The following is a 21,373-nucleotide window of genomic DNA, read 5'->3' as shown; positions in this document are numbered from 1 at the left end:
AACGCACTGTTGCGGGGCGGACTGTCCGATAAGCGACACTTTGATGTCGCATCTGTATATCTAAATGCTGGAATTTTCAGCAACCTGCAGAAAGCACAAAGGCCACCCGAAGGTGGCCTTTGTGTGGTGAAGCGTCAGCTAAGCGCGAGGCTTACTTGACAGCCCAACCGGTCAGCTCGGCCAGGGCCTTGCCGATGTCTGCCAACGAACGCACGGTTTTAACGCCTGCGTCTTGCAGTGCAGCGAATTTCTCGTCTGCAGTGCCTTTGCCGCCAGAGATGATTGCGCCAGCATGGCCCATGCGCTTGCCCGCAGGGGCAGTCACACCAGCGATGTAGGAAACAACTGGCTTGGTCACGTGTGCCTTGATGTAGGCAGCCGCTTCTTCTTCAGCCGAACCGCCGATCTCACCGATCATGACGATCGCTTCGGTCTTCGGGTCTTCCTGGAACAGCTTCAGGATGTCGATGAAGTTCGAGCCTGGGATCGGGTCACCGCCGATGCCGACGCAAGTCGACTGACCGAAACCGGCGTCAGTGGTCTGCTTCACAGCTTCGTAGGTCAGGGTGCCGGAACGCGAAACGATACCGACTTTACCTGGCAAGTGAATGTGACCTGGCATGATGCCGATCTTGCATTCGCCTGGGGTGATCACGCCTGGGCAGTTAGGGCCGATCAGGACTACGCCCAGCTCGTCGCACTTAACTTTAGCGTCCAGCATGTCCAGGGTAGGAATGCCTTCGGTGATGCACACGATCAGCTTGATGCCGCCGAATGCTGCTTCCAGGATCGAGTCCTTGCAGAAAGGAGCTGGAACGTAGATCACGCTGGCGGTGGCGCCAGTGGCTGCTACAGCGTCTTTCACGGTGTTGAACACTGGCAGGCCCAGGTGCTCGGTGCCGCCTTTGCCCGGAGTTACGCCGCCAACCATCTTGGTGCCGTATTCGATGGCTTGCTGGGTGTGGAAACTACCTTGCGAACCGGTAATACCCTGGCAGATAACTTTGGTGTCTTTATTGATCAGGACGCTCATTATTTGCCCTCCGCAGCTTTGACAACTTGTTGAGCAGCGTCGGTCAGGCTGGTAGCCGCGATGATGTTCAAACCGCTTTCTGCCAGTACTTTAGCGCCCAGTTCAGCGTTGTTACCTTCAAGGCGAACAACAACCGGGATTTTAACGCCAACTTCTTTCACTGCACCGATGATGCCTTCGGCAATCATGTCGCAACGAACGATGCCGCCGAAGATGTTGACCAGTACTGCAGCGACGTTGGAGTCGGACAGGATGATCTTGAAGGCTTCGGTAACGCGTTCTTTGGTAGCACCACCGCCCACGTCGAGGAAGTTGGCTGGTTTGCCGCCATGCAGGTTGACGATGTCCATGGTACCCATGGCCAGGCCAGCACCGTTGACCATGCAACCGATGTTACCTTCCAGGGCTACGTAGTTCAGTTCGAACTTGGCAGCGTGCGCTTCGCGCGGATCGTCTTGCGACGGATCGTGGAAAGTCTTCAGCTTAGGCTGACGGTACATGGCGTTGGCGTCGATGTTGATCTTGGCGTCGAGGCAGTGCAGATCGCCGTCAGCCTTGATCACCAGCGGGTTCACTTCCAGCAGGGCCAGATCGTGATCCTGGAACAGTTTGGCCAGACCAACGAAGATCTTGGCGAACTGGGCAACTTGCTTGCCTTCCAGACCCAACTGGAAAGCCAGCTCGCGACCCTGGAATGGCTGAGCGCCAACCAGTGGATCGATAGTGGCCTTCAGAATTTTTTCTGGGGTTTCGTGAGCGATCTTCTCGATGTCCACGCCACCTTCGGTGGAAGCCATGAACACGATGCGACGGCTCGAACGGTCAACGACAGCGCCCAGGTACAGCTCTTTAGCGATATCAGTGCACGATTCAACCAGGATCTTGGTGACTGGCTGGCCATTGGCATCAGTCTGGTAAGTCACCAGACGCTTGCCCAGCCACTGCTGTGCGAAGGCCTTGGCGTCTTCTTTGCTGCGAACCAGCTTAACGCCGCCCGCTTTACCGCGACCACCGGCGTGGACCTGGGCTTTGACAACCCACTCGCTGCCGCCGATTTTGTCGCAAGCTTCTGCTGCTGCTTCCGGGGTGTCTACTGCGTAGCCCTTGGAAACTGGCAGGCCGTATTCAGCGAACAGCTGCTTACCCTGATACTCGTGAAGATTCATGCTTTTTACCGTCTTCGTTAGGTACTGCGCATTCGGCGCTGCGCTCATTATGAGTGCCGCGCCACCTGTGACTGCTGCTTGCGCAACTTGCAGGGCTCAAGGCCCGTAAAGCTGCGCAAGGCTGCGTCCAGCGGATATTCCGCGGTGAGTCTTGCGCGCAAGGCTCACGACGGGCAACTCCGCCGTGGTTTCTTATTATCTCGCTTAGCGCTTCTTGCGGTTGGCGATGTGGATGGCGCCGCCATTCACTGCCAACGCTGCTTCGTGCAACGCTTCGGACAGGGTCGGATGGGAGAAGACCATCATGCCCAGGTCCTCGGCACTGGTGCCGAATTCCATACCGATTGCGCCTTGCTGAACCAGTTCTGCAGCGCTTGGGCCGATCACGTGGACGCCCAATACGCGGTCAGTCTTGGCATCAGCGATGACTTTGACAAAACCACCGGTGTCGTTGGCTGCCATGGCACGGCCAGAAGCGGCAAACGGGAAGGTGCCGACGTTAACTTCAACGCCTTCAGCTTTCAACTGCTGTTCGTTCTTGCCGACCCATGCAATTTCCGGGTGGGTGTAGATAACCGACGGGATCAGGTCGTAGTTCATCTGGGTTTTGTGGCCCTTGATGCGCTCGACAACCATGATGCCTTCTTCGGAAGCCTTGTGCGCCAGCATCATGCCACGCACCACGTCACCAATGGCGTACACGCCAGGAACGGTGGTTGCGCAGTGATCGTCAACGTGGATGAAACCACGCTCGTCGATGTTCACGCCGCTGTCGGAAGCCAGCAGGTCGGTGGTCACCGGACGACGACCCACGGCTACGATCAGCTTGTCGAAAGTGATGGTCTGTTCGCCATCCTTGTCGGTGTAGGTCACGACAACTTCTTCGCCGTTGACCTTGGAGCCGGTCACGCGTGCGCCCAGCTTGATGTCCAGACCTTGCTTGGTCAGGGTTTTCAGTGCTTCTTTGGACACCGCAGTGTCGGCAGCCAGCAGGAACGTGTCCAGGGCTTCCAGCACGGTCACTTCAGAACCCAGGCGGGACCAGACCGAACCCAGTTCCAGGCCGATCACGCCGGCGCCGATCACGCCCAGGCGCTTTGGAACCGATTGGAATTCCAGGGCGCCGGTCGAATCAACGATCACGTTCTGGTCGACTGGAGCCGGTGGAATGTCGATTGGACGCGAACCTGGTGCCAGGATCACGTTCTCGGCTTCGATGACTTCAACCGAACCGTCTGGCTTGGTGATTTCAACTTTCTTGCCGGCCAGCAGTTTGCCGTGGCCTTGCAGGGAAGTAACGCCGTTGGCCTTGAACAGGGTCGCAACGCCGGAAGTCAGGCCTTTGACGATGTTGGCTTTACGGCCGACCATTGCTGGCACGTCCATGGTCACGCCAGCATGGTTGATGCCGTGGATCGCGAAGCCGTCTTGGGCTTCGTGGAATTTCCAGGAACTGTCCAGCAGCGCCTTGGAAGGAATGCAACCAACGTTCAGGCAGGTACCGCCCAGTGCCAGTTTGCCTTCCTTGTCGGTGTATTTTTCGATGCAAGCAGTCGAGAGGCCAAGTTGTGCGGCCTTGATGGCGGCAACGTAGCCGCCAGGACCTGCACCAATCACTACAACGTCAAATTTCTGTGTCATGAAAATAGATCCTCTATTCAGCGACAAGCTTCAAGCGACAAGCTGCAAGCCAAGCTGCTTTTTCCTACAGCTTGTAGCTCGCAACTTGCAGCTGCGTCTTTAGATGTCCAGCAGCAGACGAGCCGGGTCTTCCAGCAGGTTCTTGATGGTCACCAGGAAAGTCACGGCTTCTTTACCATCGATCAGGCGGTGATCGTAAGACAGTGCCAGGTACATCATTGGGCGGATCACGACTTGGCCGTTGATGGCCATCGGACGCTGGATGATGTTGTGCATGCCCAGGATCGCGGCTTGTGGCGGGTTGACGATCGGGGTCGACATCATCGAACCGAAGGTACCACCGTTGGTGATGGTGAAGGTACCGCCGGTCATCTCGTCGATGGTCAGCTTGCCGTCACGGGCTTTCTTGCCGAAGGTCGCGATGCCGCCTTCGATTTCAGCCAGGCTCATCAGCTCGGCGTTACGCAGTACTGGAACCACCAGGCCACGGTCGCTGGACACGGCAACGCCGACGTCTGCGTAGCCATGGTAAACGATGTCGTTGCCGTCGATGGAGGCGTTGACAGCCGGGAAGCGTTTCAGCGCTTCGGTGGCCGCTTTCACGAAGAACGACATGAAGCCCAGGCGCACGCCGTTGTGGGACTTCTCGAACAGGTCCTTGTACTTCGAACGCAGGGCCATGACTTCAGTCATGTCGACTTCGTTGAAGGTGGTCAGCATCGCCATGTTCGACTGTGCTTCAACCAGGCGCTTGGCCACGGTGGCACGTACGCGGGTCATCGGCACACGCTTCTCGGTGCGGTCGCCAGCAGCGAACACAGGCGCAGCAGCAGCCGGGGCAGCAGCCTTGGCAGGTGCTGCAGCCGGTGCGTTTTTCTTGGCTTCAACAGCGGCAACCACGTCTTCCTTGGTCACACGGCCGTCTTTGCCGGTGCCTTTGATGGAAGCCAGGTTGATGCCGTTTTCTTCAGCCAACTGACGCGCAGCCGGTGCAGCGATTGGATCTTCGCCACCCGCAGCCGGAGCAGCGGCGGCGGCTGGAGCAGCAGCCGGTGCAGCAGCGGCTGGAGCGGCGGCGGCAGCACTGCCCTCTTCGATCGAGCCCAGAACCTGGTTCGACAGCACGGTAGCGCCTTCTTCGGCAACGATTGCGCCCAGTACGCCGTCAGCTTCGGCCAACACTTCCAGCACGACTTTGTCGGTCTCGATGTCGACGATCAGGTCGTCACGCTTGACGGCCTCACCTGGTTTCTTGTGCCAGGTGGCAACGGTGCCATCGGCAACCGATTCCGGGAATGACGGGGCTTTGATTTCGATAGCCATTATCTGTGGGTCCTTAAAATTCGGTTTCAGTCAGCGCGAAGGCGTTAAACAGTGAAAGCATCTTGCAGCAGTTTTTCCTGCTGCTCGGCGTGCATCGACGCATAACCACACGCAGGTGCAGCAGAAGCATCACGACCGGCGTACTCCAGGCCCAGGGCCTTGTTGTGGTTACCGATGCTGCGACGCAGGTGATGCTGGCTGCTGTACCACGCGCCCTGGTTCATCGGTTCTTCCTGACACCACACCACGTTGGTGAGGTTGGTGTAAGGCGCGATGGCCTCCATCAGGTCGTCTTCCGGGAACGGGTAAAGCTGCTCGATACGCACGATGGCGATGTCTTCGCGGCCTTCTGCACGGCGTTTTTCCAGCAAGTCGTAGTAGACCTTGCCGCTGCACAGGATCAGGCGAGTGACCTTGGCGGCGTCCAGCGTGTCGATTTCTGGAATCACGGTCTGGAACGAGCCGTCAGCCAGATCTTCCAGGGTCGAGATGGCCAATTTATGACGCAGCAGCGACTTCGGCGTCAGCACTACCAACGGCTTGCGCAGCGGGCGGATCACCTGGCGACGCAGCAAGTGGTAGATCTGGGCCGGGGTAGTCGGCACGCACACCTGGATGTTGTGCTCGGCGCACAGCTGCAGGTAACGCTCCAGACGGGCCGAGGAGTGCTCCGGACCCTGACCTTCATAACCGTGTGGCAGCAGCATGGTCAGACCGCACAGACGGCCCCACTTGTGCTCGCCGCTGGTGATGAACTGGTCGATAACCACCTGGGCACCGTTGGCGAAGTCGCCGAACTGGGCTTCCCAGATCACCAGCGCGTTCGGCGTGGTGGTCGAGTAGCCATATTCGAACGCCAGTACGGCTTCCTCGGACAGGAACGAATCGTACAGGTCGAAACGCGGCTGGCCTTCGTACAGATGTTGCAGCGGTACGTAGGTGCTGGCGTCTTTCTGGTTGTGCAATACCGCGTGACGGTGCGAGAACGTACCACGGCCGATGTCCTGGCCGGTCATGCGGATCGGGTGACCTTCGAACGCCAGGGTCGCGTACGCCATGGTTTCGGCGTAACCCCAGTTGATCGGCAGGCCGCCGGCTTGCATCTTCTGACGGTCTTCGTAGATCTTCGAGACCTGGCGCTGTACGACGAAGCCTTCTGGAATTTCCAGCAGCTTGGCAGACAGTTCCTGCAGGGTCTTCAAGTCGAACGAGGTATCGTGACGTGCAGTCCAGGCGTGGCCCAGGTAAGGACGCCAGTCCACGAACAACTCTTTGTTCGGCTCCTTGACCAGGCTTTTCACTACGTGCAGACCGTTGTCCAGCGCGTTGCGGTATTCGTCGACTTTCGCCTGAACACGCGCATCGTCAACCACGCCGGCCTTGGTCAGGCTTTCGGCGTACAGCTCACGGGTGGTGCGCTGCTTGGTGATCTGCTGGTACATCAACGGCTGGGTGCCGCTTGGTTCATCGGCTTCGTTGTGACCGCGACGGCGGTAGCAAACCAGGTCGATCACCACGTCACGCTTGAACTGCATGCGGTAGTCGATGGCCAACTGGGTCACGAACAGCACGGCTTCCGGATCATCACCATTCACATGGAGGATCGGCGCCTGGATCATCTTGGCAACGTCGGTGGCGTACTCGGTGGAACGCGCGTCCAACGGGTTGCTGATGGTGAAGCCCACCTGGTTGTTGATGACGATGTGAACGGTACCACCCGTCTTGAAGCCGCGAGTCTGCGACATCTGGAAGGTTTCCAGGACCACGCCCTGACCGGCGAATGCCGCGTCACCGTGGATGGAAATCGGCAGGACCTTCTCGCCGGTGGTGTCGTTACGACGATCCTGGCGAGCACGTACCGAACCCTCGACCACTGGAGAAACGATTTCCAGGTGGGATGGGTTGAACGCCATGGCCAGGTGAACTTCACCGCCGGTGGTCATCACGTTGGACGAGAAACCCTGGTGGTACTTGACGTCACCGGAGCCCAGCTCGACCTTCTTCTTGCCTTCGAACTCGTCGAACAGCTCGCGCGGGTTCTTGCCGAACGTGTTGACCAACACGTTCAGGCGACCACGGTGAGCCATGCCGATCACGATTTCCTTGGTGCCGTAGGAACCGGAACGCTGGATCAACTCGTCGAGCATCGGAATCAGGCTTTCGCCGCCTTCCAGGCCGAAACGCTTGGTGCCCGGGTATTTGGTACCCAGGTATTTCTCGAGACCTTCAGCTGCGGTCACGCGCTCCAGCAGGTGGCTGCGCACGTCGGCAGACAGCACCGGACGGCCACGCACGCCTTCCAGGCGATGCTGGAACCAGTGGCGTTGCTCGGAATCGGTAATGTGCGTGAACTCAGCGCCAATGGTGCGGCAATATGTCTGCTGCAACGCTTCGTGAATTTCGCGTAGGCTCGCTTCCTCTTTGCCGATGAACAGGTCGCCGGCACGGAAGGTCGTATCAAGATCGGCATTGGTCAAGCCGTAATGATTGATCGACAGGTCAGCAGGTGCAGGACGCTGCCAGAGCCCCAGCGGGTCAAGCTGGGCCGCCTGGTGGCCACGCATCCGGTAGGCCTGGATCAGTCGCAATACTTCAACTTGCTTCTTCTCGTGCTCACTGCTCACGCTGCCGGCAGAAACCGGTTGGGCGCGGCGCTGGTTCTTTGCCAGCAGCACAAACTGATCGCGAATTGTTGCGTGCGATACATCGGTGGCAGCGTTGCCGTCTGAAGACAACGTCTGAAATTTGGTGCGCCATTCTTCTGGCACAGCGTTAGGGTCGTGCAGGTAGAGCTCATAAAGCTCTTCCACATAGGCAGCGTTACCACCTGAAAGATAGCCGCTGTTCCACATGCGCTGCATCACGCTTTCTTGCATGCTTGGTCACCCTCGATTTGGGGACACCACCGGCGAAAACACCGAGTTTGCTTGCAAAAGGCCAAGTGCAGCGACCAAAACAAGCCACTTAGGATCACGCTGATAGTTCGGGTACCAACCCGAATGCCCCTGCTTGTCTCATTTCTTCAAAATAAGAGCCGCGGCTTTGTAAGTCGCTGCTCAAGTTAAAACTACGGCGCCGGTTGAAGCCTGCGCCGTAGCATTTACGGGCACAACGGTCCTGCTTTTACTACAACGTCGTTACACGCCGCTTTGCAGCAGCATGTTACGGATGTGACCAATGGCCTTAGTCGGGTTCAGGCCTTTGGGACATACGTTGACGCAGTTCATGATCCCGCGGCAGCGGAATACGCTGAACGGGTCATCCAGCGAAGCCAGACGCTCGGACGTCTTGGTGTCACGGCTATCTGCCAGGAAGCGGTACGCTTGCAGCAGGGCAGCTGGACCCAGGAACTTGTCCGGGTTCCACCAGAAGGATGGGCACGACGTCGAGCAGCAAGCGCACAGGATGCACTCGTACAGACCGTCGAGCTTTTCACGCTCTTCCGGGGACTGCAGACGCTCGATGGCCGGAGCCGGAGTATCGTTCTGCAGGAACGGCTTAACTTTCTCGTATTGCTTGTAGAAGATGCTCATATCGACGACCAGGTCACGGATAACCGGCAAACCTGGCAGAGGACGAACGATCAGCTTGTTGCCCTTGACGACAGCGGACAGTGGCGTGATGCACGCCAGGCCGTTTTTGCCGTTGATGTTCATGCCGTCGGAACCGCACACACCTTCACGGCAAGAGCGACGATAGGAGAAACCTTCGTCCTGCTCTTTGATCAGTGCCAATACATCCAGCACCATCAGGTCTTTACCACCGGTATCGACCTGGAATTCCTGCATGAACGGCGCAGCGTCCTGATCAGGGTTGTAGCGGTAAACACTGACTTTCAACATGGCAGCCACCCTTAGTAAGTCCGAATCTTCGGTTCAAACGTCGGAACCGTCTTCGGCGAGAAGTTCACGGCACGCTTGGCAACGCGCTTGTCACCCGGGAAGTACAGGGTGTGGCACAGCCAGTTTTCGTCGTCGCGATCTTCAAAGTCTTCACGAGCGTGAGCACCACGGGATTCCTTACGAACCTCGGCGGCGATCGCAGTCGCTTCAGCCACTTCGAGCAGGTTTTGCAGCTCAAGAGCTTCGATACGAGCGGTGTTGAAGGCCTGGCTCTTATCGTTGATCTTGACGTTGGCGATGCGCTTGCGCAGGTCAGCCAGCTGGGCAATACCCTTCTGCATGTATTCGCCGGTACGGAATACACCGAAGTAGTTCTGCATGCAGCTTTGCAGCTCGCGACGCAGGGTCGCCACGTCTTCGCCATCGGTACGCTCGTTCAGAGCGTTCAGACGCGCCAGGGCGGCCTCGATGTTGGCGTCGGTCGCGTCATCGTATTCGATGCCGTCGGTCAGCGCTTTTTCCAGGTGCAGGCCAGCAGCACGGCCGAATACCACCAGGTCGAGCAGCGAGTTGCCGCCCAGGCGGTTGGCACCGTGAACCGATACGCAAGCCACTTCGCCTACGGCGAACAGACCGTGGATGATTTCATCCTGGCCTTCGGCGTTCTGGGTGATCGCCTGGCCATGAATGTTGGTCGGCACGCCGCCCATCATATAGTGGCAAGTCGGAACAACCGGCACCGGAGCAACCACCGGGTCAACGTGAGCAAAGGTCTTGGACAGCTCGCAGATACCTGGCAGGCGGCTGTGCAGCACTTCTTCGCCGAGGTGATCGAGCTTGAGCAGTACGTGGTCGCCGTTCGGGCCACAGCCGTTGCCGGCGATGATTTCCTTGACCATCGAACGGGCAACAACGTCACGACCCGCCAGGTCTTTCGCGTTCGGAGCATAACGCTCCATGAAACGCTCGCCGTGCTTGTTGATCAGGTAACCACCTTCACCACGGCAACCTTCGGTAACCAGTACGCCCGCGCCGGCGATACCGGTCGGGTGGAACTGCCACATCTCGATGTCTTGCACCGGCACGCCAGCACGCAGGGCCATGCCAACGCCGTCACCGGTGTTGATCAGGGCATTGGTGGTCGACGCGTAGATACGACCTGCACCGCCGGTCGCCAGAACAGTTGCCTTGGCGCGGATGTAGGTGGTTTCACCGGTTTCGATGCAGATGGCGATCACACCGACGAACTCGCCTTGCGCGTTCTTGACCAGGTCAACCGCGTAGTACTCGTTCAGGAACGTGGTGCCGGCCTTCAGGTTGCCCTGATAAAGGGTGTGCAGCAGCGCGTGACCGGTACGGTCGGACGCAGCGCAGGTACGGGCAGCCTGGCCGCCTTTACCGTAATCCTTCGACTGGCCGCCGAATGGACGCTGGTAGATACGACCTTGCTCGGTACGCGAGAACGGCAGACCCATGTGGTCCAGCTCGAATACGGCAGCCGGGCCTTCCTGACACATGTATTCGATAGCGTCCTGGTCACCGATGTAGTCGGAACCCTTGACGGTATCGTACATGTGCCAGCGCCAGTCATCGTTCGGGTCGGCGGAGGCGATGGCGCAGGTGATGCCACCCTGGGCCGAGACGGTGTGGGAACGCGTCGGGAACACCTTGGTGATCACGGCAGTCTTGTGACCGCCCTGGGCCAGCTGCAGCGCTGCGCGCATGCCAGCACCGCCGCCACCAATAATGATGGCGTCGAATGAAATAGTTGGAATGTTAGCCATGAATCAGATACCCCAAAGAATCTGCACACCCCAGACGAAGTAAGCGAACATCGCGACGCCGCATACTGCCTGGAAGAGGAAACGTACTGCAGTCGCGGACTTGCCCAGCGCCATCGGCGTCAGGTAGTCGGTCGCGATGGTCCACATGCCGACCCAGGCGTGTGCGCCCAGGGCTACAAGTGCCAGCAGACTGAAGATTCGCATCGCATTGTGGGAAAACAGGCCGTGCCATTGCTCATAGCCAATGCCCGGGTTTGCGACGAGGTATCCGATCAGGAAAATGAAATAAGCCGCGAGAACGACCGCAGACACACGCTGTGCCATCCAGTCATAGAGGCCCGAACGCGACAGATTCGTAACGCTGGTTACCATATCCAAACTCCTGCCAGAACGATCAGCACCACGGAAATGGCGATGATGATTTTCGAGCCCAGGCGGCCGCCTTCCAGCGTCTCACCGATGCCCATATCCATGATCAAGTGGCGCACACCGGCTACCAGGTGATACAGCAGAGCGGACAGGAGGCCCCATGCTACGAACTTGGCCAGCGGGCTGGTCAAGCATGCCTTCACCTCGGCGTATCCTTCCTCGGAACCCAGGGATTTGCTCAATGCATAAAGCATGATGCCCAAGCCCAGGAACAGGATGATGCCGGAAACACGGTGCAGGAACGACGTAACGCCGGTGATGGGGAGTTTGATGGTCCTTAGGTCTAGGTTTACAGGTCGTTGGCTATTCACGGCTTTTTTTCACACTGAAGAGCCCCTAACAATCAGGGCAAAGTTGTTGGGGAGTGCACTGGTCAGGTAAGCACCACCCAGGGAGTGCGACCCCCAATGAAAGCAAGCCCAAAAGCCCTTGGCGGTCGGTGGCCGAGTATAGACAGTTAGGTTACTAATGACAACGCGCGCTCCTCACCCTAATAGCTGATTGCGCTGGCGGGATAAAAGGCGTAAATGGCAGTCAATTTCGAGGAAAAAGTACGGTTAAAGCCTTCTGGAGCAAGACTTTAGGCAAATTGACATCTGAATTTATCTCACTATAGTGGTGCGGGCCCTGCGTGGGGGGTCTGTCTGATGATTTGAAGCATAAATAGGAGGCCACATGGCTGACAAAAAAGCGCAGTTGATCATCGAGGGCGCAGCCCCCGTCGAGCTGCCCATTTTAACCGGCACCGTTGGTCCCGATGTTATCGACGTACGGGGCCTGACGGCCACGGGCCGTTTCACATTCGACCCAGGCTTCATGTCGACCGCCTCTTGCGAGTCGAAGATCACCTATATCGATGGCGATAATGGCATTCTGCTGCACCGGGGCTACCCGATCGAGCAGCTGGCTGAGAAATCGGACTACCTGGAAACCTGCTACCTGCTGCTAAATGGCGAATTGCCAACAGCCGAGCAGAAAGCGCAGTTCGTCAGCACCGTGAAGAACCACACCATGGTTCACGAGCAGTTGAAGACCTTCTTCAACGGCTTCCGTCGCGACGCCCACCCGATGGCCGTCATGTGCGGTGTGGTCGGCGCCCTGTCGGCCTTCTATCACGACTCCCTGGACATCAATAACCCGCAGCATCGCGAAATCTCCGCGATCCGCCTGGTTGCCAAGATGCCGACCCTGGCCGCGATGGTCTACAAGTACTCCATGGGCCAACCCATGATGTACCCGCGCAACGACCTGACGTACGCGGAAAACTTCCTGCACATGATGTTCAACACTCCGTGCGAGATCAAACCGATCAGCCCGGTGCTGGCCAAGGCAATGGACCGGATCTTCATCCTCCACGCCGACCACGAGCAGAACGCCTCCACCTCTACCGTACGCCTGGCCGGTTCTTCGGGTGCCAACCCGTTCGCCTGTATCGCCGCCGGTATCGCCGCATTGTGGGGCCCTGCCCACGGCGGTGCGAACGAAGCCGTACTGACCATGCTCGATGAAATCGGCGATGTCTCGAACATCGACACTTTCATCGCCAAGGCCAAGGACAAGAACGATCCGTTCAAGCTGATGGGCTTCGGTCACCGCGTCTACAAGAACCGTGACCCGCGCGCCACCGTGATGAAGCAGACCTGCGACGAAGTCCTGAAGGAACTGGGGATCAAGAACGATCCGCAACTCGAACTGGCCATGCGCCTGGAAGAGATCGCCCTGACCGACCCGTACTTCATCGAACGCTCGCTGTACCCGAACGTCGACTTCTACTCGGGGATCATCCTCAAGGCGATCGGCATTCCAACCAGCATGTTCACCGTGATCTTCGCCCTGGCGCGGACCGTGGGCTGGATCTCCCACTGGAAAGAAATGCTCTCCAGCCCGTACAAGATTGGCCGCCCGCGCCAGCTGTACACCGGCTACGAGTCGCGTGACATCACCAAGCTGGAAGATCGCAAGTAAGCAGCTGACTGCCTCCTTGCACTGAATAAGGCCTCCTCTGGAGGCCTTATTTGTTTCTGCAGCCCCCTACAACCCCTCCCCCACTGCAGGAGCCGGTTTGCCGGCGATGATGCCCGCAAGGACAGCGCCAGGCTGCCATCGCCGGCAAGCCGACCCCTGCAATGGGTCGTGGCTGACCGTTCCTACGCTCTGCGGGGGAATGCCTCACGTGACAGTCAGCGTTACCGTGCACAGGGGTGAAAACGGCCTCGCCAGACCGTTTTATTGCTGCAGGATTTGAGAAACAGTTTTGTCGTATCCGTTACCAATAAAAGCAAAAAAAAGCCCCGATCTCGCGACCGGGGCATTTTTTTGTAACAGCTACAGCGATTAGTGGTTAACCGCCCCACTCGCTCCCAGGCCAGTCTGCGAACGCACAAACTGCGGGAAGTACAGCGCACGCTCTTTCTCTGCCGCCGCCGACTTGTCGGTGATGGAGAAGAACCAGATGCCCACGAACGCGATGATCATCGAGAACAGCGCCGGGTACTCGTACGGGAAGATGGCTTTTTCGTGGTGCAGGATCGAGACCCAGATGGTCGGGCCAAGGATCATCAGGCCAACCGCACTGACCAGGCCCAGCCAGCCGCCAATCATGGCGCCACGGGTGGTGAGGTTTTTCCAGTACATGGAAAGCAGCAGTACCGGGAAGTTACAGCTGGCGGCAATCGAGAACGCCAGGCCGACCATGAACGCGATGTTCTGGCTTTCGAACAGGATACCCAAGCCGATCGCCAATACAGCCAGGGCGATGGTGGTGATCTTCGACACGCGAATCTCATCCTTCTCGTTGGCCTTGCCTTTCTTGATCACGCTGGCATACAGGTCATGGGACACCGCCGAGGCACCCGCCAGGGTCAAACCGGCAACCACTGCCAGGATGGTGGCAAACGCCACGGCCGAGATGAAGCCCAGGAAGATACTGCCACCCACCGCGTTGGCCAGGTGCACTGCCGCCATATTGTTACCGCCGAGCAAAGCGCCTGCAGCATCCTTGAACGCCGGGTTGGTGCTGACCAGCAGGATCGCGCCGAAGCCGATGATAAAGGTCAGGATATAGAAGTAACCGATGAAGCCTGTGGCATACAGCACGCTCTTACGCGCTTCCTTGGCGTCGCTTACAGTGAAGAAGCGCATCAGGATGTGCGGCAGGCCAGCGGTACCGAACATCAGCGCAAGCCCCAGCGAGAATGCCGAGATCGGGTCTTTGACCAAGCCGCCAGGGCTCATGATCGCCTCACCTTTAGGGTGAACCTTGATCGCTTCGGCGAACAGCGTGTTGAAGTCGAAGTTGACGTGCTTCATCACCATCAGCGCCATGAACGAGGCACCGGACAGCAACAGTACGGCCTTGATGATCTGCACCCAGGTGGTCGCCAGCATGCCGCCGAACAGCACATACAGGCACATCAGGATACCTACCAGGATCACGGCGACATGGTAGTCCAGGCCGAACAGCAGCTGGATCAGCTTGCCGGCACCGACCATCTGCGCGATCAGGTAGAACGCCACCACCACCAGCGAGCCACATGCCGACAGGCTGCGGATCTGGGTCTGGCCCAGGCGGTAGGACGCCACGTCGGCAAAGGTGTACTTGCCCAGGTTACGCAGGCGCTCGGCGATCAGGAACAGAATGATCGGCCAGCCCACCAGGAAGCCGATCGAGTAGATCAGGCCGTCGTAGCCGGAGGTGAACACCAGGGCGGAAATACCCAGGAAAGACGCCGCCGACATATAGTCGCCGGCAATCGCCAGGCCATTCTGGAAGCCGGTGATCTTGCCGCCGGCCGCATAGTAGTCGGCCGCCGACTTGTTGCGCTTGGAAGCCCAGTAGGTGATGCACAGGGTGGCACCGACAAACGCGACAAACATCACGATGGCCGAGACGTTCAACGGTTGCTTGTGCACTTCACCGGTCAATGCGTCCGCCGCCCAAAGAGCAGGCGCAAACAGCGACGCGCCGAATATTGCCAGTAGACGCCGGATCATTGCGCAGCCTCCTTGAGAATCGCATTGTTCAGGTCGTCAAACTCGCCATTGGCCCGGCGCACGTAGATGCCGGTCAGGATAAAGGCAGACACAATCAGCCCGACGCCCAGGGGAATGCCCCAGGTAATCGACGAACCGGGGCTGAGCTTGGCCCCCAGCACTTGTGGCCCGTAGGCGATCAACAGGATGAAAGCGGAGTAAAGCCCTAGCATGATCGCCGAGAGAATCCAGGCGAACCTTTCCCTTTTTCTGACCAGCTCCTTGAAACGCGGGCTGTTTTGAATCGAGAGGTAAATGCTGTCGTTCATTGTTTTTATCCTCGCAGCACAGCTTTTTTATTATTGGAACGTATCCACTGTATGCGGCTGCGGGACAGGTTCCAGACGACCTTAGTAGTAGAGCGAGATAGCAACTTCGCAAGTTTTTCAGTCAACAAATAAACAACCGCCTGAATGCGGGCAAAAAAATGTGGGAGCGGGCTTGCTCGCGAAGGCGGTACATCAGTCAATAAATGTGCTGACTGACACACCGCATTCGCGAGCAAGCCCGCTCCCACGTTAGGCCTGCTGCGTCACTTCTACAGGGTTAACCCTTATTTACCGACCCACTCGGCCACCCGCTCAGGGTGCTTGGCGACCCAATCCTTGGCCGCTGCGTCAGGCTTGGCGCCCTCTTGAATCGCCAGCATGACTTCGCCGATTTCGTCCTTGGAGGCCCACTGGAATTTCTTCAGGAAGGCTGCGACTTCCGGCGCTTTCTTCTCCAGGCCCTTGCTGCCGATGCTGTTGACGGTTTCAGCAGCACCATAAATCCCTTTTGGATCGTCCAGGAAACGCAGTTTCCACTTGGCGAACATCCAGTGTGGCACCCAACCGGTGACCGCAATGGATTCCTGTTTGTCTTCGGCACGGGTCAGCTCGGCGATCATCGCGGCGCCCGAACTGGCTTGCAGCTTGTAGTCCAGGCCGTAGGCCTTGATCGCTTCGTCGGTCTTGAGCATCACGCCTGAGCCGGCGTCGATGCCGACGATCTTGTTCTTGAAGGTGGTGTCAGTCTTGAGGTCTTCGATGGACTTGGCCTTGACGTACTCCGGTACGATCAGGCCGATCTTCGCATCCTTGAAGTTGGGGCCGTAGTCGACCACCTTGTCCTTGTTCTTGGCCCAGTACTCGCCGTGGGTCACGGGCAACCACGCGGAAAGCATGGCGTCGAGCTTGCCGGTGGCCACGCCCTGCCACATGATCCCGGTGGCGACGGCCTGCAGTTTCACGTCATAACCGAGCTTTTCCTTGATCACCTCTGCCGCCACATGGGTGGTGGCAACGCTGTCCGACCAACCGTCCACGTAGCCGATGCTCAGGGTTTTGCTGTCGGCACTGGCCAGTGTGGAGCTCATCGCAACTACCAGCGTGGCAGCCGCGCCCAAGAGTCGTCGCATCTTCATAGTACTTCCCCGAAAGTGCTGCGCCCGGCGGATGCCGAGCGACGTCAACCTGTTGTTATGTGGTGCACCGCGCCCCCTTCACGCGCATCAATCACGGTAGTGCGCCGCCAGCGGAGAACTGACACTTCGATCATCAACCTGCCGGGACCTCGGACCTGCTCTGTCAGCGACCTCATGCAAGCAAGAAACGACATCACATCGCCAGTAGGAAGTTTTGTAGGACTCGAACCCGGAATCCCGCCCGAACTTTGCATGTCAAAATTATGCAGCCCCACTGGGACGGGGCAAATCCGGGTAAGATGCGCGCCTTTGCTCCTCCAGATAAGCCGACCATGCCCGCGACCGCCCGCTTCCCTGCCCTGCCCTATTGCTTCGCCTTGATCCTCGGCCTGCTGGCCCTCGCTGGCTATTGGTACGGCCTCGGCCGCCCGGTCGTGCTGCCGGATGTCGCCAGCGCCAGCCACAAGCTGCAATGTGCATCCTACACGCCGTTCGACAAAGACCAATCGCCCTTCGACCAGCCGTTCAAGCTGCGTCCCGAGCGCATGGATGCCGACCTCGCCCTGCTGGCCACCCGCTTCGAATGCATCCGCACCTACTCCATGACCGGCCTGGAAGCCTTGCCGGAAATGGCGCGCAAGCATGGATTGAAGCTGATGGCCGGCGCCTGGGTCAGCAGTGACCCGGTTGCCACCGAAAAAGAAATCCACGCGTTGATCGCTGCCGCCAACGCCAACCCCGATGTGGTGACGTCGGTGATCGTCGGCAATGAAGCCCTGCTGCGCAAGGAGGTCACCGCCAAACAGCTGGTGACGCTGATCCATACCGTCAAAAGCCAGATCAAGCAGCCGGTCACCTACGCCGATGTCTGGGAGTTCTGGCTGCAACACCCGGAAATCGCCCCGGCGGTGGATTTCCTGACCATTCACTTGCTGCCCTACTGGGAAGATGATCCGTCTGGCATCGACCAGGCGCTCAAGCACGTGGGCGATGTACGCCAGACGTTCGGCAACAAGTTTGCCCCCAAGGACGTGTTGATCGGCGAGACCGGCTGGCCGAGCGAAGGCCGCCAGCGCGAAACGGCGGTGCCGAGCCGGGTCAATGAGGCCAAGTTCATGCGGGGTTTCGTCGCCATGGCTGAAGCCAATGGCTGGCATTACAACCTGATCGAAGCCTTTGACCAGCCGTGGAAGCGCGCGAGTGAAGGCGCCGTCGGCGGTTACTGGGGCCTGTTCGATGCCGATCGCCAGGACAAGGGCATCCTTGCCGGCCCGGTGACCAACGTGCCGTATTGGCCGCTGTGGCTGGGGGTGGGCGGGATTATCCTGCTGGGCACGCTGGCGCTCGGCGGTCGCGTGCGCAGCACCCGGGCCGCGTTTGCCCTGCCGCTGCTGGGCGCAGTGGCGGCCTGCTCCATCGGCACCTGGGCTGAACTGACTCGCGTGACCGCGCGTTTCAATGATGAGTGGGTATGGGCCGGGTTACTGGTCGCGCTGAACCTGCTGGTGCTGGCCCACGCTGCGCTGGCCTTGAGCGCACGCGAAGGTTGGCGCGAGCGGGCGTTCAACTGGCTGGAGCAGCGCGCGGGCTGGCTGGTGGCAATCGCCGGCTTTGCTGGCGCCGTGATGATGCTGGCGCTGGTGTTCGACCCGCGTTATCGCAGCTTCCCGAGTGCAGCGCTGGTATTGCCGGCCTTGGTGTACCTGGTACGCCCGGTGACCGGGCCACGCCGGGAGATTGCCCTGCTGACCTTTATCATCGGCGCCGGCATTGCGCCGCAGTTGTACCGTGAAGGGTTGTTGAACCAGCAGGCGTGGGGTTGGGCGGTGGTTAGCCTGCTCATGGTTGTAGCGTTGTGGCGCTGTCTGCGAGTGCGTAAGGCGTAACACCACTTTCGTCGGCCAGCCAGTGCCTACACTTGATCGTAGGCGCTGGCTTGCCGGCGATAGCGCCTATTCAGACGGCCCTGTTCTTGCGCACCAACCGCAACCCCGCGATCACCACCGCAAACACCGCAAAGGTGGTGTTGTACAACGCCAGCGCCGGCAGCCCGAACACCAGCCCCAACACCGCCAAACCCCACCCCGCACGGCCCGGCACGAAAAACGCGAGCACCGACGTCACCAGTGCTGCCCAGCCCAACACCTTGAAGTGAATCATCAAGCCCAGGTTCGAACGTACCTGGCATTCCCAGCGGCTGGCCTCATCCGCGCAGATGCCGACCCACTGGCCATCCTCCATGAAGCCATAACGCGCGGCATAGCTGGCAGCCAGCCACAACGGCAAGGCGATAAGCAGCAAAATCAACGGCAAGCGGCGAGACATGGAGCACTCCGATAGGCAAAAACGGCGCTCAGCTTAATGCGCCGGCGGCCGTTAGCAAGGTGTGTACGCAGATAACTGTTCAACAAAGCGTGCCAAAGTGTATCGTCTGGCTACTATTACCCCGATTCCGACGTTTTTTTCCGACTTTTCGTGCCGAGGGCTGGCACTTCGGTGGCAACGCGGTGGTCATAGCCTGCGAACTTCATTCAGCACGTTTCCTCTTAGGGATAAAGTCATGCTCCGTTCCTTGCGCTGTGCTGCCTTGCTGGGCAGCCTTTTTTTGAGTGCGTCAGCACTGGCCGTCGATATCGACCAAGCCAGCTATGGCTACCCTTTGACCAACCCGTTCGAAGCGACCATCGCGACCACACCGCCTGACCTGCGGCCCAAATTGCCGAGCGACGACGAGATCAACCAGTCCGACTACACCCTGAACATGCGCCCCGAGCGCGAATTCAGCCTGCCGGACAACTTCTGGGCGGTGAAGAAGCTGACTTACCGCATCGCCAAGCAGGACCGTGCCGCCCCGCTGATCTTCCTGATCGCCGGTACCGGTGCGCGGTTTGACAGCAGCATCAACGAATACCTGAAGAAACTCTATTACCAGGCCGGTTACCACGTGGTGCAACTGTCGTCGCCGACCAGCTTCGACTTCATCGCCTCGGCTTCGCGCTTCGCCACCCCTGGGATCAGCCAGGAAGACGCCGAAGACATGTACCGCGTGATGCAGGCCGTGCGCGCACAGAATGCCTCGCTGCCGGTGACCGACTTCTACCTCACCGGCTACAGCCTCGGCGCCCTGGATGCGGCCTTTGTCAGCAAGCTCGACGAGACCCGCCGCAGCTTCAACTTCAAGAAAGTGCTGCTGCTCAACCCGCCGGTCAACCTCTACACCTCGATCACCAACCTCGACAAACTGGTCCAGACCGAGGTCAAGGGCATCAACAACACCACCACGTTCTATGAGCTGGTGTTGAACAAGCTCACCCGCTACTTCCAGCAAAAGGGCTACATCGACCTCAATGACGCCCTGCTCTACGACTTCCAGAACTCCAAGCAGCACCTGACCAACGAACAGATGGCCATGCTGATCGGCACCTCCTTCCGCTTCTCGGCCGCCGACATTGCCTTCACTTCGGACCTGATCAACCGCCGTGGCCTGATCATCCCGCCGAAATACCCGATCACCGAAGGCACCAGCCTCACGCCGTTCCTCAAGCGTGCGCTGCAATGCGATTTCGACTGCTACCTGACCGAGCAGGTCATCCCGATGTGGCGCGCCCGTTCCGATGGCGGCAGCCTGCTGCAACTGGTTGACCAGGTCAGCCTGTATGCACTCAAGGATTACCTGCACAACAGCCCGAAAATCGCCGTCATGCACAACGCCGACGATGTGATCCTGGGCCCTGGCGACCTCGGTTTCCTGCGTACAACCTTCGGCGATCGCTTGACCGTCTACCCGCTGGGCGGCCACTGCGGCAACCTCAATTACCGCGTCAACGCCGACGCCATGCTGGAGTTCTTCCGTGGCTAAATATCTTCTGCTGCTTGCCGCCTTGATGTGCGCAGGCGTGGCCAACGCCGACAACAGCAAGGCCCATGCGCCTACCGTGGTGGGCTCCGATGGCTTCAAGGAACCGCTGACCAAGCTCAAGTTCAACCCGGGCCTGGACCAACGTGAGTTCGAGCGTTCGTCGCTGACCGCGCTCAACGTCTACGACCCGCTGGAGTCGTGGAACCGCCGCGTGTACCACTTCAACTACCGCTTCGACCAATGGGTGTTCCTGCCGGTGGTAGACGGTTACCGCTACGTCACCCCGAGCTTCCTGCGCACCGGCGTGAGCAATTTCTTCAACAACCTGGGCGACGTGCCCAACCTGTTGAACAGCCTGCTGCAGCTCAAGGGCCACCGCTCCCTGGAAACCACCGGGCGCCTGCTGCTCAACACCACCATCGGCATCGCCGGCCTGTGGGACCCGGCCACCGCCATGGGCCTGCCGCGCCAGAGCGAAGACTTCGGCCAGACCCTGGGCTTCTATGGCGTGCCAGGCGGCGCGTACCTGGTCCTGCCGATCTTCGGCCCGTCGAACCTGCGTGACACCACGGGCTTGCTGGTCGATTACGGCGCGGAGACCGAGATCAACTTCCTCAACGTGTCCAAAGTCAGCGAAAACCACCCGGAAATCTGGGCCCTGCGCGCGGTCGACAAGCGCTACCAGACCAGCTTCCGCTATGGGCAGATGAACTCACCGTTCGAGTATGAAAAGGTGCGGTATATCTATACCGAGTCGCGCAAGTTGCAGATTGCGGAGTAACCGCCGACAAAAAAGGCCATTCGATTGAATGGCCTTTTTTATTGCGCTGATTTTGCTGACTCAGCTGACACTGTGACC

General features: G+C 59.0%; 17 protein-coding genes. 4 read left to right on the top strand and 13 right to left on the bottom strand.

Annotation, left to right across the window (positions count from 1 at the left end):
- Positions 1–151 precede the first annotated feature (151 nt).
- The 9 genes from sucD to sdhC form a co-directional block, all read right to left on the bottom strand.
- Positions 152–1,033 carry a succinate--CoA ligase subunit alpha gene (gene sucD, locus QMX97_RS08935; RefSeq protein WP_003172813.1) on the bottom strand — a complete coding sequence of 294 codons (882 nt, stop codon included), beginning with the start codon at positions 1,031–1,033 and terminating at the stop codon, positions 152–154.
- Positions 1,033–2,199, bottom strand: coding sequence for an ADP-forming succinate--CoA ligase subunit beta (sucC, locus tag QMX97_RS08930; protein WP_003190011.1), 1,167 nt, complete (start codon positions 2,197–2,199; stop codon positions 1,033–1,035). The genes sucD and sucC overlap by 1 nt, the downstream gene beginning before the upstream one ends.
- Positions 2,200–2,403: 204 nt before the next feature.
- The gene (lpdA, locus tag QMX97_RS08925; RefSeq protein ID WP_065901549.1) at positions 2,404–3,840 is read right to left on the bottom strand and encodes a dihydrolipoyl dehydrogenase; all 1,437 of its coding nucleotides are present in this window, start codon (positions 3,838–3,840) and stop codon (positions 2,404–2,406) included.
- Between the two features lie 99 nt (positions 3,841–3,939).
- On the bottom strand, positions 3,940–5,163 hold the full coding sequence (gene odhB / locus QMX97_RS08920; RefSeq protein ID WP_065901552.1) for a 2-oxoglutarate dehydrogenase complex dihydrolipoyllysine-residue succinyltransferase: 1,224 nt from the start codon (positions 5,161–5,163) through the stop codon (positions 3,940–3,942).
- A 44-nt stretch (positions 5,164–5,207) separates the two neighbouring features.
- Positions 5,208–8,039 (bottom strand): 2-oxoglutarate dehydrogenase E1 component, encoded by a 2,832-nt coding sequence (locus QMX97_RS08915; RefSeq protein ID WP_065901555.1) that lies wholly within the window; start codon positions 8,037–8,039, stop codon positions 5,208–5,210.
- Positions 8,040–8,300: 261 nt separating this feature from the next.
- Positions 8,301–9,005: a succinate dehydrogenase iron-sulfur subunit gene (locus QMX97_RS08910; protein ID WP_003172807.1), complete on the bottom strand. Its 705-nt coding sequence runs from the start codon at positions 9,003–9,005 to the stop codon at positions 8,301–8,303.
- 11 nt (positions 9,006–9,016) lie between these two features.
- A complete protein-coding gene (gene sdhA / locus QMX97_RS08905) occupies positions 9,017–10,789 on the bottom strand; it encodes a succinate dehydrogenase flavoprotein subunit (protein ID WP_065901559.1) in 1,773 nt (590 codons plus the stop codon).
- Positions 10,790–10,792: 3 nt separating this feature from the next.
- Positions 10,793–11,161 (bottom strand): succinate dehydrogenase, hydrophobic membrane anchor protein, encoded by a 369-nt coding sequence (gene sdhD / locus QMX97_RS08900; RefSeq protein WP_003172805.1) that lies wholly within the window; start codon positions 11,159–11,161, stop codon positions 10,793–10,795.
- Positions 11,155–11,529: a succinate dehydrogenase, cytochrome b556 subunit gene (gene sdhC / locus QMX97_RS08895; protein ID WP_003172804.1), complete on the bottom strand. Its 375-nt coding sequence runs from the start codon at positions 11,527–11,529 to the stop codon at positions 11,155–11,157. Before sdhC ends, sdhD begins: the two co-directional genes overlap by 7 nt.
- A gap of 364 nt (positions 11,530–11,893) precedes the next feature.
- On the opposite strand from sdhC, the gene gltA reads away from it, so the two are divergent.
- On the top strand, positions 11,894–13,183 hold the full coding sequence (gene gltA, locus QMX97_RS08890) for a citrate synthase (RefSeq protein WP_014717728.1): 1,290 nt from the start codon (positions 11,894–11,896) through the stop codon (positions 13,181–13,183).
- Between the two features lie 369 nt (positions 13,184–13,552).
- Here gltA and QMX97_RS08885 read toward each other — a convergent pair whose 3' ends face one another.
- The 3 genes from QMX97_RS08885 to QMX97_RS08875 all read right to left on the bottom strand — a co-directional run bounded on the left by QMX97_RS08885 (position 13,553) and on the right by QMX97_RS08875 (position 16,655).
- Positions 13,553–15,211 carry a cation acetate symporter gene (locus QMX97_RS08885; RefSeq protein WP_065901564.1) on the bottom strand — a complete coding sequence of 553 codons (1,659 nt, stop codon included), beginning with the start codon at positions 15,209–15,211 and terminating at the stop codon, positions 13,553–13,555.
- Entirely contained in the window at positions 15,208–15,519 is a 312-nt protein-coding gene (locus QMX97_RS08880) for a DUF485 domain-containing protein (RefSeq protein ID WP_016972153.1), read from the bottom strand. Before QMX97_RS08880 ends, QMX97_RS08885 begins: the two co-directional genes overlap by 4 nt.
- 284 nt (positions 15,520–15,803) lie before the next feature.
- The gene (locus QMX97_RS08875; RefSeq protein WP_065901566.1) at positions 15,804–16,655 is read right to left on the bottom strand and encodes a glycine betaine ABC transporter substrate-binding protein; all 852 of its coding nucleotides are present in this window, start codon (positions 16,653–16,655) and stop codon (positions 15,804–15,806) included.
- 332 nt (positions 16,656–16,987) lie between these two features.
- Between QMX97_RS08875 and QMX97_RS08870 the strand changes: the two genes are divergently transcribed.
- On the top strand, positions 16,988–18,541 hold the full coding sequence (locus tag QMX97_RS08870; RefSeq protein WP_065901567.1) for a glycosyl hydrolase family 17 protein: 1,554 nt from the start codon (positions 16,988–16,990) through the stop codon (positions 18,539–18,541).
- 70 nt (positions 18,542–18,611) lie between these two features.
- On the opposite strand, the gene QMX97_RS08865 is transcribed toward QMX97_RS08870, so the two are convergent.
- Positions 18,612–18,980, bottom strand: a complete 369-nt coding sequence (locus tag QMX97_RS08865) for a hypothetical protein (protein ID WP_065901568.1) — start codon at positions 18,978–18,980, stop codon at positions 18,612–18,614.
- 235 nt (positions 18,981–19,215) lie between these two features.
- Here QMX97_RS08865 and QMX97_RS08860 point away from each other — a divergent pair, with 235 nt between their 5' ends.
- Both QMX97_RS08860 and QMX97_RS08855 read left to right on the top strand, forming a co-directional pair.
- Entirely contained in the window at positions 19,216–20,514 is a 1,299-nt protein-coding gene (locus QMX97_RS08860; RefSeq protein ID WP_065901569.1) for a serine/threonine protein kinase, read from the top strand.
- On the top strand, positions 20,507–21,295 hold the full coding sequence (locus QMX97_RS08855; protein ID WP_065901571.1) for a VacJ family lipoprotein: 789 nt from the start codon (positions 20,507–20,509) through the stop codon (positions 21,293–21,295). The genes QMX97_RS08860 and QMX97_RS08855 overlap by 8 nt, the downstream gene beginning before the upstream one ends.
- Positions 21,296–21,373 lie beyond the last annotated feature (78 nt).

The organism is Pseudomonas sp. PS01298, assembly GCF_029959745.1.
Taxonomy (GTDB): Bacteria; Pseudomonadota; Gammaproteobacteria; order Pseudomonadales; family Pseudomonadaceae; genus Aquipseudomonas; species Aquipseudomonas aylmerensis.
This window is presented reverse-complemented; position numbering and strand designations above follow the sequence as displayed.

Excerpts from the sequence above, each read along its gene's own strand:
- sucD (WP_003172813.1), bottom strand. The coding sequence starts at position 1,033 with ATGAGCGTCCTGATCAATAAAGACACCAAAGTTATCTGCCAGGGTATT.
- QMX97_RS08885 (WP_065901564.1), bottom strand. The coding sequence starts at position 15,211 with ATGATCCGGCGTCTACTGGCAATATTCGGCGCGTCGCTGTTTGCGCCT.
- QMX97_RS08870 (WP_065901567.1), top strand. The coding sequence starts at position 16,988 with ATGCCCGCGACCGCCCGCTTCCCTGCCCTGCCCTATTGCTTCGCCTTG.
- sdhA (WP_065901559.1), bottom strand. The coding sequence starts at position 10,789 with ATGGCTAACATTCCAACTATTTCATTCGACGCCATCATTATTGGTGGC.
- QMX97_RS08865 (WP_065901568.1), bottom strand. The coding sequence starts at position 18,980 with ATGTCTCGCCGCTTGCCGTTGATTTTGCTGCTTATCGCCTTGCCGTTG.
- gltA (WP_014717728.1), top strand. The coding sequence starts at position 11,894 with ATGGCTGACAAAAAAGCGCAGTTGATCATCGAGGGCGCAGCCCCCGTC.
- QMX97_RS08875 (WP_065901566.1), bottom strand. The coding sequence starts at position 16,655 with ATGAAGATGCGACGACTCTTGGGCGCGGCTGCCACGCTGGTAGTTGCG.
- QMX97_RS08910 (WP_003172807.1), bottom strand. The coding sequence starts at position 9,005 with ATGTTGAAAGTCAGTGTTTACCGCTACAACCCTGATCAGGACGCTGCG.
- odhB (WP_065901552.1), bottom strand. The coding sequence starts at position 5,163 with ATGGCTATCGAAATCAAAGCCCCGTCATTCCCGGAATCGGTTGCCGAT.
- sucC (WP_003190011.1), bottom strand. The coding sequence starts at position 2,199 with ATGAATCTTCACGAGTATCAGGGTAAGCAGCTGTTCGCTGAATACGGC.
- QMX97_RS08860 (WP_065901569.1), top strand. The coding sequence starts at position 19,216 with ATGCTCCGTTCCTTGCGCTGTGCTGCCTTGCTGGGCAGCCTTTTTTTG.
- QMX97_RS08915 (WP_065901555.1), bottom strand. The coding sequence starts at position 8,039 with ATGCAAGAAAGCGTGATGCAGCGCATGTGGAACAGCGGCTATCTTTCA.
- QMX97_RS08880 (WP_016972153.1), bottom strand. The coding sequence starts at position 15,519 with ATGAACGACAGCATTTACCTCTCGATTCAAAACAGCCCGCGTTTCAAG.
- sdhD (WP_003172805.1), bottom strand. The coding sequence starts at position 11,161 with ATGGTAACCAGCGTTACGAATCTGTCGCGTTCGGGCCTCTATGACTGG.
- lpdA (WP_065901549.1), bottom strand. The coding sequence starts at position 3,840 with ATGACACAGAAATTTGACGTTGTAGTGATTGGTGCAGGTCCTGGCGGC.